The sequence below is a fragment of the Aureimonas flava genome, assembly GCF_003583935.1.
Lineage (GTDB): Bacteria > Pseudomonadota > Alphaproteobacteria > Rhizobiales > Rhizobiaceae > Aureimonas > Aureimonas flava.
On the sequence record NZ_QYRN01000006.1, the window covers coordinates 159,974 to 172,109 of the forward strand.

The window sequence follows — 12,136 nt, forward strand, 5'->3', positions numbered from 1 at the left end:
GCCGGGCACGGCGGACATGTCGCGCGGCCGCCGGGCGTCAAGCGTCCCGGCGCGTCAGCCCTCCACCAGCACCGGCTCGTCCAGCAGGAACTCCGCCAGGTTGCTGCCCGAGCCGCCCCGGTCGACCACCAGGAAGTCGGATCGCTCGTCCAGCGCGATCAGCGGATGGTGCCAGGTGCCGCGCGCGTAGGACACGCCCTGCGAGCCGCTCGCCAGGAAGGCCGCCGGCTCGCCCGGCCGCCCGCCGGCGTCGGGTGCGACCACCACGAGATAGGGCCGCCCCTCCAGCGGCATGAAGGCCTGGCTGCCCAACGGATGGCGCTCCAGCATCTCGACGCGGAAGGGCAGGGCGAAGGGCTTGCCGCGGAAGATCGAAATCAGCGCATGGCCGCCGCCGCCCGAAACGTCCACCGGCGCGATATCGTGGAAGCGGGTCGTGGTGCCGTTGTTGATGAGGCGGATCTCGGTGCAGTTGTCGGGCTCGATCACCTCGCCGAACGCCCGGAAGGCTTCGGCGGTCAGCGGCCGGGGGCGGATGGTGCGCGCGCTCATGCGCCGGACCCGAGGATCGCGTCGAGGCGCAGCCGGGCGATCCGCTCGACCTGCGCGCACGCGGTGCGGATCTCGGTCTCCTGGTCGTTGCCGAGCCGATCCTCGAAGGCGGCGAGGACGTCGTCCTTCGTGAGGCCGCGCACGGCCACGATGAAGGGGAAGCCGAAGCGGGCTTGGTAGCGGGCGTTGAGGTCGGTGAAGCGGGCGAGCTCGTCGGGCGTCAGCCGGTCGAGCCCGACCGAGGCCTGCTCGGCCGAGGATTCGGCCGTCAGCTCTCCGGCCAGCGCGAGCCGGCCCGCGAGGTCGGGATGGGCGCGCAGGACCCCGAGCCGCTCCTCGCGCGTCGCGCGTCGGAACTGCACCGCGAGCGCCGCCGCGAGCCCTTCGGCCGTGTCGTGCGCGCGGCCGAGGCCCCGGTCGTAGGCGCGCTGCGCCAGGAACGGCGAATGCTCGTAGATCCCGCCGAACAGGTCGAGGAACACGGAGCGCTCCATGCGGCTCGGGGCGATGGTCTCGCGATAGGGGAAGCGCGCCCGCCAGTGGCGGGCGATGTCGGCGCGCGTCGCCACCCAGACGTCCGGCTTCGACCGGACGTAGTCGAGGAAGCGCGCCAGCGCCGCCGAGCGGCCGGGACGCCCCGCGAGCCGGCAGTGGAGGCCGACATTGAGCATCTTGGCGGCGCCCGCCTCGCCCTCCTGGTAGAGCGCGTCGAAGGCGTCCTTCAGGTAGGAGAAGAAGTGCTCGCCGGTGTTGAACCCCTGCGGCGTGGCGAAGCGCATGTCGTTGGAGTCCAGCGTGTAGGGCAGGACCAGAAGAGGCTTCGATCGCGTTTCCTGCCAGTAGGGCAGGTCGTCGGCATAGGTGTCGGACACGTAGAGGAAGTCGCGTTCGGCGGCGAGTTCCAGCGTGTGCTCGGAGGAGCGGCCGGTGTACCAGCCGAGCGGCGCCTCGCCCGTCACCGCCTCGTGGAGGGCCAGCGCCTCGTCCATGTCGGCGCGCTCGGCGTCCCAGGCGTGGTCGCGGTAGTCGATCCATTTCAAGCCGTGCGAGGCGATCTCCCAGCCGGCCTCCCGCATCGCCGCCACCTGCTCGGGGCTGCGCTCCAGGGCGGTGGCGACGCCGTAGACCGTCACCGGCATGGCGCGCTCGGTGAACAGCCGCCAGAGCCGCCAGAAGCCGGCGCGCGCGCCGTACTCGTAGATCGATTCCATGTTCATGTGGCGCTGGCCGGGCCAGGGCGCGGCGCCCACGATCTCCGACAGGAAGGCCTCCGACGCCTTGTCGCCGTGGATCACGGCGTTCTCGCCGCCTTCCTCATAGTTCACCACGAACTGGACGCAGATCTTGGCGGGGCCCGACCCGCCGGGGTTGGGCCATTGCGGATCGGGAGCGTGGCGGCCGTGGCCGCGCATGTCGCGAGGGTAGGGCGTGGTCATGGGGCTGGCCTCGGCTCGTCGCGTTCGGTTCGTCTCGATACGCGCTCCGGGCGGCGCTTGCCAAGCGCGTCGCGCGTGGAACGCCTCCAACCTTTCCGCTGGACGTCGCCGCGCGAACAGGTGCAGACTGGACAGTCGAATGCCCGAAAACGGAACGGATCCTCTCCCCATGGCTGACACGCAACCCGGCTCCGGCCGGCTGACGACGCATGTTCTGGACACGGCGCGCGGCGTGCCCGCGCGCGACCTGGAACTCGTCCTGCATCGGCTGGAGGGCGACCGGCGGGAACTGGCGGGCGAGGGTCGCACCAACCACGACGGGCGCTGCGACGCTCCGCTCCTGGACGGCGCCGCGTTCCGCCACGGGACCTACGAGATCACCTTCTTCTGCGGCCCCTATTTCGACGCGCAGGGCGTCGCCCCGGCCCAGCCGAAGTTCCTGGACGACGTGGTGATCCGCTTCGGCATCTCGGAGGACCGGCACTACCACGTGCCGCTGCTGCTCTCGCCCTTCGGCTATTCCACCTATCGGGGAAGCTGATGGCGCCGATCCGCTTCATCCTGAACGGGCAGGAGCGCGCCGTGGAGGGACTGGCGCCCACCACCACCGTCCTGCAGTACCTGCGCGGCACCGAGTGCCTCACCGGCACCAAGGAAGGTTGCGCCGAGGGCGATTGCGGCGCCTGCACGGTGCTGGTGGAGGAGCCGGACGGAGCGGGCGGGCTGCGCCGCCGCTCCATGAACGCCTGCATCCTGTTCCTGCCGGCGCTGCACGGCCGTTCGGTCGAGACGGTGGAGCACCTCGCGTCCGCCGAAGGGCTCCATCCCGTGCAGCGGGCGATGGTGGAGCGGCACGCCAGCCAGTGCGGCTTCTGCACGCCCGGCTTCGCGATGCAGCTCTATGCCGGCTGGCGCATGGGCGCCCTCTCGGACCGGCAGTCCGTGAAGGACGCGGTGTCGGGCAATCTCTGCCGCTGCACCGGCTACGGCCCGATCGTGGACGCGGGGCTCGATCTCGCCGGGTGCCCGACGCCCGACACCCGGGGGGAGGACGCGGCACGCGCCGAGGCGCTGACGGCGCTGCGGGGGGCGGGCGTCTTTCGCTACGAGGCGGGCGGCGCCGCATGGCTCGCGCCCTCGCATGTCGACGAGCTCGCCGACACCTATGCGGCCCATCCGGCCGCGACGCTGGTCGCCGGCGCCACCGATGTCGGGCTTTGGGTCACCAAGCAGCACCGCGACTTCGAGACGATGATCGACGTCTCGCGCGTCCACGACCTGCGTCACGTCGAGGAAGGGCCGGAAAGCCTGTTCTTCGGCGCCGCCGTCACCCATGCGGAGGCGCGCGCACGGCTGGCCGAGCTGCATCCCGACCTCGGCGAGGTGATGCGCCGCTTCGCCGGTTGCCAGGTGCGCAACGCCGGCACGGTGGGCGGCAACATCGCCAACGGCTCGCCGATCGGCGACCTGCCCCCCGCCCTGATCGCGCTCGACGCCACCTTGTACCTGCGCCAGGGCGAGGCGGTGCGCCGCCTGCCGCTGGAGGACTATTTCCTGGAATACGGCCGGCAGGACCGCCGCGAGGGCGAGTTCGTGGTCGCCGTGGAGGTGCCGCTCCTGAAGCCGGACGACCGGTTCTCGGCCTCCAAGATCTCCAAGCGGATGGATTCCGACATCTCGGCGGTGCTGGCCGCGTTCAAGCTCGGCTTCGCCGACGGGCGCGTCGCCAGCGCGCGGCTCGCCTTCGGCGGCATGGCGGGCACGCCGAAGCGGGCCGCGGGCGCCGAAGCGGCGCTGGTCGGTCGGCCCTTCGACGCGGCGGCGGTGCGGGACGCGACCGAAGCCCTCGCCGGCGACTTCCGGCCGTTGAGCGACATGCGCGCCACCACCGACTACCGCCTCGCGGCCGCGGCCGCCTGCCTGGAGCGCTTCCGCCTCCAGCTCGCGGGCGTTCCGACGCGCATCGGGGAGGTCGCGTGATGGACGAGACGCGCATCCAGGACCGCGGCGAGGCGGGGACGCTGGACCCGGCGGCGGCGCCGGACGAGCGGCGCCCCGCCCCGCGTGCCCGTCTCCAGGGCGGGGTCGGCCAGCCGATCCACCACGACAGCGGCCCCAAGCACGTCACCGGCGAGGCGCGCTACATCGACGACGAGCCCGAGCTGCCGGGCACGCTGCAGGTGTTCATCGCCATGAGCCCGCGCGCCAACGCGCGCATCCTGCGGATCGACCTCGCGTCCGTACGCGCGGCGCCGGGCGTGGTCTGCGCGCTGGGGGCGGGGGACGTGCCCGGCGTCAACGACTACTCTCCGGTGTTCGGCGACGATCCGATCTTCGCGGAGACCCACGTCCATTACGTCGGCCAGCCGATCTTCGCCGTGGCCGCGCCCGACCTTCGCACCGCGCGCCGCGCCGCGGCGCTCGCGCGGGTCGACTACGAGGACGCGGCAGCCCCCGCGCTTTCGATCGATGAGGCGCTGGCGGCCGCCGACGAGGCCGGCGAGGACCTTCTTCCCGCCCACGAGATGCGGCTCGGCGACGCGGGCGGCGCGATCGACGCGGCGCCGCACGTCGTGCGCGGGCGCGTGGAGACCGGTGGGCAGGACCATTTCTACCTGGAGGGCCAGATCGCCTATGCGATCCCGGGGGAGGACGGCGACGTCCTGGTGCGCTCCTCGACGCAGCATCCTTCCGAGGTGCAGCACAACGTCGCCAAGGCGCTTGGACGGCCCGACAACGCGGTGACGATCGAGGTGCGCCGCATGGGCGGCGGCTTCGGCGGCAAGGAATCGCAGCCGGCGCTGTTCGCCGCCGTGTGCGCGATGGTGGCGGTGCGGACCGGACGGCCGGCCAAGTGCCGGCTCGACCGCGACGACGACATGGAGATGACCGGCAAGCGGCACGAGATGCGGACCGACTACCGCGTCGGCCACGACGGGGAGGGGCGCATCCTCGGCGCCGAGTTCCTCCAGGCTGTGCGCTGCGGCTATTCCAAGGACCTGTCCGGCGCCATCGCCGACCGCGCGATGTTCCATGCCGACAACGCCTACGACCTGAAGGCCGTGCGCATCCGTTCGCGGCGCCTGAAGACCAACACCGTCTCCAACACCGCCTTCCGGGGCTTCGGCGGGCCGCAGGGCATGGTGGCGATCGAGCGGGCGATGGACCGCATCGCCTTCGATCTCCGGCTCGATCCGCTGGACGTGAGGAAGCGCAACTTCTACGCCGCGATGGGCACGCCCACCCCCGGCACGACGCCCTACCACATGGCCGTCGAGGACTGCGTCGTCGCCGAGATCGTGGACGAGCTCGAGGCGTCCAGCGACTACCGGGCGCGGCGCGCGGCGGTGGCGTCCTTCAACGCGGCGAGCCCGGTCCTCAAGAAGGGGCTGGCGCTGACGCCGGTGAAGTTCGGCATCTCCTTCACCACCTCGCATCTCAACCAGGCCGGCGCGCTGGTCCACGTCTACAAGGACGGCTCGGTCCACCTCAACCACGGCGGCACGGAGATGGGGCAGGGCCTCTTCACCAAGGTCGCCCAGGTGGTGGCCGAGGAGTTCCAGATCGACGTCTCCGACGTGAAGATCACCGCCACCACCACCGCCAAGGTGCCCAACACCTCCGCGACGGCGGCCTCGTCCGGCTCCGACCTCAACGGAATGGCCGCGCAGGCCGCCGCCCGCACGATCAAGGAACGGCTGATCGACTACGCCGTCGGCCGCTACGACGTGGCGCGCGAGGCGGTGGAGTTCGCGCCCGGCCGGGTGCGGGTGGGGACGAAGGAGATGCGCTTCCGCGACCTGGTGGGCGAGGCCTACCTCGCGCGCGTCTCGCTGTCGTCCACCGGCTTCTACGCCACGCCCGGCATCGCCTACGACCGCGAGAGCGCCAGCGGCAGGCCCTTCTACTATTTCGCCTACGGCGCGGCCTGCTCGGAGGTGGTGATCGACACGCTGACCGGCGAGAACCGGCTGCTGCGCGCCGACATCCTGCACGACGTCGGCCGCTCGCTGAACCCCGCGCTAGACCTCGGGCAGATCGAGGGCGGCTTCATCCAGGGCATGGGCTGGCTGACCATGGAGGAGCTGTGGTGGGACAAGGCCGGGCGGCTGCGCACCCACGCGCCCTCCACCTACAAGATCCCCACCGCCAACGACCGGCCGGACGACCTGCGCGTGCGCCTGTGGGACCGGGGCCGGAACCCCGCCGCCACGATCTTCCGCTCCAAGGCCGTGGGCGAGCCGCCCTTCATGCTGGCGCTGTCGGTGTTCTCGGCGCTCGGCGACGCCGTGCTGGCGGCCGGCGAGGGCCGGCGCTTTCCCGAGCTCGACGCGCCCGCGACGCCCGAGCGGATCCTCGCCGCCGTGCGGGCGGTGCGGGAGCCTTGAGTTTGCTGTCCGATCTCAGGGCCGCGCTGGCCGCCCGCGAGCCGGCGATCGTGGTGCGGGTCGAGCGTGCGGAGGGGTCCACCCCGCGCGAGCCTGGCGCGGCGATGCTGGTGACCGCCGGGGCCGTGTTCGGCACGGTGGGCGGCGGCGCGCTGGAAATGGAGGGCATCGCCGAGGCGCGCCGGATGCTGGCCGCGGGCGAGCGCGAGGGGCGGCTCGACATCCCTCTCGGGCCCGCCATCGGCCAGTGCTGCGGCGGGCGCGTGGTGCTCGGCCTCGAGCGGGGCACGTCGGCGATGCTGGAGCGGCTGGAGCGGGCGGACGCGACGGCGCGCCGCGCCTGGCCGCACGTCTATCTCTTCGGGGCCGGCCATACCGGACAGGCGACCGCGCGCGCACTGGAGCCCCTGCCGCTGCGCACCCTGGTGGTCGACACGCGCGCCGAGCGCCTGGCCGAGCTGCCGGGCGGGGTGGAGCCTCGCCGCGCCGCGCTGCCGGAGACCGAGGTCGCCGGCGCGCCGCCGGCCTCCGCCTTCGTGGTGATGACCCACGACCACGGGCTGGACTTCCTGATCGCGGCGGCCGCGCTCGCGCGCGCGGACGCGGCCTATGTCGGCATGATCGGCTCGGCCACCAAGCGCGAGAAGTTCCGCCGCTTCCTGGCCGAGCGCGGGGAAGGGGAGCGGATCGGGCGGCTCGTCCTGCCGATCGGCGGCTCGGCGGTGCGCGACAAGCGGCCGGCGGTGATCGCCGCGATGGTCGCGGCCGAGCTCGTCGTTCAACTTCTTGGGCAAAACATGAACCAGGATTGCGCAGGCTTTGCGCCTGCGTAAACTCGGTGCAATAACGGATCCCGGTTTCTCGCCGGTCGGAGCTCCATGGCGCATCGTCTTGAACTGAAGGGCATTTCGAAGCGCTTCCCAGGCGTCGTGGCGAACGACGACGTGTCCTTTTCCGTCGAGCCCGGTCGCATCCACGCGCTGCTCGGCGAGAACGGGGCGGGCAAGTCGACCCTGGTCAAGATCATCTACGGCGTGCAGCAGGCCGACGAGGGGCAGATGCTGTTCGACGGACGGCCGGTGCGCGTCGGCTCCCCGCGCGAGGCGCGAGGCCTCGGCATCGGCATGGTGTTCCAGCACTTCTGCCTGTTCGAGGCGATGACCGTCCTCGAGAACGTCGCGCTCGGCATGGACGACCCGCCACCGCGCCGCGAGCTCGAGGCGCGCGTGCGCGAGGTCATGGCGGCCTACGGCCTCGGCCTCGACCCGCATCGCGAGGTGCATACGCTTTCGGTGGGCGAGCGCCAGCGCATCGAGATCGTGCGCGCCCTGCTCGGCCGGCCGAAGCTCCTGATCATGGACGAGCCGACCTCCGTCCTGACCCCGCAGGAGGTCGAGGCGCTGTTCGGCGTGCTGCGCCAACTGGCGGCCGAGGGCTGCTCGATCCTCTACATCTCGCACAAGCTCGGCGAGATCAAAGCCCTGTGCACCTCCGCCACCATTCTGCGCGGCGGCCGCGTCGTCGCCTCCTGCGACCCGCGGGAGGAGACCGCGCGCTCCATGGCCGAGCTGATGATCGGCGGTTCGCTCAAGGCGCTGAAGCCGAAGGCGCAGGGCTATGTCGGCGCCGTTCGCCTCGGCGTCGAGGGGCTCAGCGTACCGGGCGATCCGCCCTTCGGCACCAGCCTCAAGGACGTGTCCTTCACGGTTCGGTCCTACGAGATCCTCGGCATCGCGGGCGTGGCCGGCAACGGGCAGAACGAGCTTCTCAAGGTCCTGTCCGGCGAGAAGCTGGACGGCGTGACGGGCGCGATCGAGATCAAGGGCGCACGTGTCGAGCGGGCTGGCGTCTCGGACCGCCGTCGCCATGGCCTCGCCACCGTGCCGGAGGAGCGCAACGGCCATGCCGCGGTGCCGGCCCTGTCGCTTGCCGAGAACGCCATCCTGTCCGCCCGCACGCGCAAGGGGCTGGCCAGCCGGGGGCTGATCCGCGTCCGGGCGGCGCGCGACTACGCGCGCGACGTCATCGCCGCCTTCTCCGTGAAGGCGACGGGCGAGGCGGCGCTGGCCGGCAGCCTGTCGGGCGGCAACCTTCAGAAGTTCATCATGGGCCGCGAGATCGGCCAGGAGCCCGAGGTCCTCGTCGTGTCGCAGCCGACCTGGGGCGTCGACGCGGGCGCCGCCTCCTTCATCCGCCAGGCGATGATCGACCTCGCCTCGCGCGGGACCGCCATCGTGGTGGTGAGCCAGGATCTCGACGAGCTCCTGGAGCTGTGCGACCGGATCGCCGTGCTCAACGAGGGCCGCCTGTCGGAGGCGATGAACGTCGAAGGCATCTCGATCGAGCGGGTCGGCCTGCTGATGGGCGGGCTCCACGGCGAGCCGCCTGCCGGCGCCGAGGCCGCCTGATGGGCCTGCGCTTCGTTCCCCGGCGCGAGCCGAGCCGACGCATGCTGTTCGCCACGCCCGTCCTGGCCGTGGCGCTGACGCTCGCGGTCGGCACCCTGGTCTTCACCCTCCTGGGCTACGACGGGCTCGGCGCGGCGCGCGAGATCTTCGTGACGCCGCTGTTTAACCCCTATCGTTGGCAGGACCTCCTGGTGAAGGCGGCGCCGCTCGCCACGATCGCCATCGGCCTGTCGGTGGGGTTCCGCGCCAATGTCTGGAACATCGGCGCGGAGGGGCAGTACGTCGTCGGCGGCCTCGCCGGCACCGGCGTCGCGCTCCTGACCCTCGACATGGACGGGTTCTGGATCCTTCCGGCGATGATCGCCGCCGGCGTCGCCGGCGGCATGGCCTGGTCGGCGATCCCGGCCGTGCTGCGCAACCGGCTCGGCGTCTCTGAGATCCTGTCCTCGCTGATGCTGAACTACGTCGCGATCCAGATCCTGTACTATCTCATGCGCGGGCCCTGGAAGGACCCGATGGGCTTCAACTTCCCGCAGACGGCCATGTTCTCGTCGGCGCAGACCTTGCCCTACGTGGTGCCCGGCACCCTGATCCACCTCGGCATCCCCGTGGCGCTGGCGCTGGCGCTCGCCGTCTGGTTCCTGATCGCCCGAACGGTGGCCGGGTTCCAGGTGCGGGTCGTCGGGCTCAGCCCGCAGGCCGCGCGCTACGGCGGCTTCCGCGAGGCGCGCGTGGTCTGGCTGTGCATGCTGCTCGGCGGCGCCATGGCTGGGCTTGCGGGCATCTTCGAGGCGTCCGGCCCGTTCGGCCAGATGGTGCCGAGCTTCCCGGTCGGATACGGCTTCACCGCGATCATCGTCGCGTTCCTCGGGCGCCTCCACCCGGTCGGCATCGTGCTCGCCGCGCTGGTCCTGGCGCTGACCTACGTGGGCGGCGAGAGCGCGCAGACCACGATCGGCCTGCCGGCCGCCGCGATCGGCGTGTTCCAGGCGATGATGCTGTTCTTCCTGCTCGCGGTGGACATCCTGGTCCGCTACCGGCTGACCGGCTCCGGCGCGGCGGCGCCCGCGCCGGTCGCCCCGGCGCCTGTGCCGACCCTCGCGCCCGAGCCGGGCTCCGGCCGGGGAGCCGCCGCATGAGCCCCGAGCTGATCGTCGCCATCGTGGTGGCCGTGGTGGCGTCCGCCACGCCCATCCTGATCGCCGCGCTGGGCGAACTGGTGGTCGAGAAGTCGGGCGTCCTCAATCTCGGCGTCGAGGGCATGATGCTGATCGGCGCGGTGACCGGCTTCGCCGTGTCGGTCACGGTCGGCTCGCCCTGGGCGGGCGCGGCGGCAGCGATCGTGGCCGGCGCCGCATCGTCCCTGATCTTCGCCTGGCTGACGCTGACGCTGACGGCCAATCAGGTCGCGACGGGCCTCGCGCTCACCATCTTCGGCACCGGCGTCTCGGCGCTGGCGGGCGCCGGCTTCGTCGGCATCACCACGCCGACGCTCGGCTCCGTGTTTCCCGCCTCGCTGTCCGCGGATCCGCTCTGGCGGGTCCTGTTCGGCTATTCGCCGGTCGTCTACCTGTCGCTCGCGCTCACCTTCGGCGTCTGGTGGTTCCTTCGGCATTCGCGCGCCGGGCTGATCCTGCGCGCGGTCGGGGAGAGCGACGCCTCGGCCCATTCCATCGGCTACCCGGTCCTGAAGGTGCGCTATCTCGCGGTGCTGTTCGGCGGCGCCATGGCGGGGCTGGCCGGCGCCTACTACTCGCTGGTGCTGACGCCGATGTGGGCCGAGCGCCTGACCGCGGGGCGAGGCTGGATCGCCATCGCGCTCGTGGTCTTCGCCTCCTGGCGTCCGGGGCGCCTTCTCCTGGGCGCCTACCTGTTCGGCGCCGTGATCACGCTGGAGCTCCAGGCCAAGGCGGCCGGCTGGTCGCTGGTGGCGCCCGAGTTCCTGACCAGCCTTCCCTATCTCGCGACCGTCGTGGTTCTGGCCCTGATCTCGGGCAGCGCGCGGACGCGGAACGCCGCGCCGGCCTGCCTCGGCAAGCCGTTCCGGGCAACCGCCTGACCACACCCATGCCCTTGCAAGGAGCCCCATGAGCCTCTTCACCCGCCGCCAAGTCCTCCTCGGGGGCGCCGCGATCGTCGCCGTCTCGGCCATCGGCCTGCCTGCCTTCGCGCAGGTCGCCGACCGCCCGGTCAAGGCCGCCTTCGTCTATGTCGGCCCGGTGGGCGACTTCGGCTGGACCTATGCCCACGACCAGGGACGCAAGTACCTGGAGGAGAAGCTCGGCGACAAGGTGCAGACGAGCTTCGTGGAGAACGTCGCCGAGGGGCCGGACGCCGAGCGCGTCATCCGCCAGCTCGCGCAGGACGGCAACGACATCGTCTTCGCCACGTCGTTCGGCTTCATGAACCCGACGCTCAAGGTCGCCAAGCAGTTCCCCAACGTGAAGTTCGAGCACGCGACGGGCTACCAGCAGGCGCCCAACATGGGGCTCTACAACTCGCGCTTCTACCAGGGCCGCGCGGTGCTCGGCACCATCGCCGGCATGATGTCGAAGACCGGCAAGGCCGGCTACGTCGCCTCGTTCCCGATCCCCGAAGTGGTGATGGGCATCAACGCCTTCACGCTGGCGGCCCGCAAGGTCAACCCGAACTTCGAGACGCAGGTCGTCTGGGTGAACTCGTGGTACGATCCGGCCAAGGAGGCGCAGGCCACCGGCGCGCTCCTGGACCAGGGCGCCGACGTCATCACCCAGCACACCGACAGCCCCGGCCCGCTGCAGGAGGCCGAGAAGCGCGGCGCGATCGCCTTCGGGCAGGCCTGGGACATGACGAGCTTCGCACCCAACGCCCACATGACCGCCATCGTCGACCAGTGGGGCCCCTACTACGTCAGCCGCGTCAACGCGGTGATCGACGGGAGCTGGAAGGCCGACAACGTCTGGCTGGGCATGAAGGAGGGCGAGGTCGAGATGGCGCCCTTCAACGACAAGATGCCCGCCGACGTGAAGGCCGCCGCGCAGAAGGTCGTGGACGAGACCAAGGCCGGCACCTACGAGGTGTTCACCGGGCCGATCAAGGACCAGTCGGGCGCCGAGAAGATCGCGGCGGGCACCGTGATCCCGGATGCCGACCTCCTGAAGATGGACTGGTACGTCGAGGGCGTGCGCAACTGACCCGACGGTGACCGCGGCCGCGCGTTGCCCCTTGCCGGGCACGCGCGCGGTGTTGCATCCTGGAACCCTTCGAAGGGCGCCCGCGCCCTTCCCAAGACGCCTGCCCCTCCCACCGTCTCCTGAACGGCGAGGGGCCGCCAAGGCACATCGGATCATCGTTGGGAGTGTCCGCGACAAGG

The 12,136-nt window shown here is 71.6% G+C and carries 10 protein-coding genes; 8 read left to right on the forward strand and 2 right to left on the reverse strand.

Features of this window, described 5'->3' with window-relative positions:
• Window positions 1-54 precede the first annotated feature (54 nt).
• Both D3218_RS12560 and puuE read right to left on the reverse strand, forming a co-directional pair.
• The gene (locus tag D3218_RS12560; protein ID WP_119540431.1) at window positions 55-552 is read right to left on the reverse strand and encodes an ureidoglycolate lyase; all 498 of its coding nucleotides are present in this window, start codon (window positions 550-552) and stop codon (window positions 55-57) included.
• The gene (gene puuE / locus D3218_RS12565; RefSeq protein WP_119540432.1) at window positions 549-1,988 is read right to left on the reverse strand and encodes an allantoinase PuuE; all 1,440 of its coding nucleotides are present in this window, start codon (window positions 1,986-1,988) and stop codon (window positions 549-551) included. The genes D3218_RS12560 and puuE overlap by 4 nt, the downstream gene beginning before the upstream one ends.
• A gap of 169 nt (window positions 1,989-2,157) precedes the next feature.
• Here puuE and uraH point away from each other — a divergent pair, with 169 nt between their 5' ends.
• Genes uraH through D3218_RS12605 form a run of 8 tightly spaced genes read left to right on the forward strand, consistent with a single transcriptional unit; the run spans window position 2,158 to window position 11,957 of the window.
• Window positions 2,158-2,529, forward strand: a complete 372-nt coding sequence (uraH, locus tag D3218_RS12570; RefSeq protein ID WP_119540433.1) for a hydroxyisourate hydrolase — start codon at window positions 2,158-2,160, stop codon at window positions 2,527-2,529.
• Entirely contained in the window at window positions 2,529-3,968 is a 1,440-nt protein-coding gene (gene xdhA, locus D3218_RS12575) for a xanthine dehydrogenase small subunit (protein WP_168990503.1), read from the forward strand. Before uraH ends, xdhA begins: the two co-directional genes overlap by 1 nt.
• The gene (xdhB, locus tag D3218_RS12580; protein ID WP_119540435.1) at window positions 3,968-6,376 is read left to right on the forward strand and encodes a xanthine dehydrogenase molybdopterin binding subunit; all 2,409 of its coding nucleotides are present in this window, start codon (window positions 3,968-3,970) and stop codon (window positions 6,374-6,376) included. Before xdhA ends, xdhB begins: the two co-directional genes overlap by 1 nt.
• Before the next feature lie 5 nt (window positions 6,377-6,381).
• Entirely contained in the window at window positions 6,382-7,209 is an 828-nt protein-coding gene (gene xdhC / locus D3218_RS12585; protein WP_210209680.1) for a xanthine dehydrogenase accessory protein XdhC, read from the forward strand.
• Window positions 7,210-7,254: 45 nt separating this feature from the next.
• Window positions 7,255-8,784 (forward strand): ABC transporter ATP-binding protein, encoded by a 1,530-nt coding sequence (locus D3218_RS12590; RefSeq protein ID WP_119540437.1) that lies wholly within the window; start codon window positions 7,255-7,257, stop codon window positions 8,782-8,784.
• Window positions 8,781-9,923 (forward strand): ABC transporter permease, encoded by a 1,143-nt coding sequence (locus D3218_RS12595; protein ID WP_425359309.1) that lies wholly within the window; start codon window positions 8,781-8,783, stop codon window positions 9,921-9,923. Before D3218_RS12590 ends, D3218_RS12595 begins: the two co-directional genes overlap by 4 nt.
• Entirely contained in the window at window positions 9,920-10,843 is a 924-nt protein-coding gene (locus tag D3218_RS12600; RefSeq protein ID WP_119540439.1) for an ABC transporter permease, read from the forward strand. Before D3218_RS12595 ends, D3218_RS12600 begins: the two co-directional genes overlap by 4 nt.
• A gap of 28 nt (window positions 10,844-10,871) precedes the next feature.
• On the forward strand, window positions 10,872-11,957 hold the full coding sequence (locus D3218_RS12605) for a BMP family ABC transporter substrate-binding protein (RefSeq protein WP_210209674.1): 1,086 nt from the start codon (window positions 10,872-10,874) through the stop codon (window positions 11,955-11,957).
• Window positions 11,958-12,136: the final 179 nt, after the last annotated feature.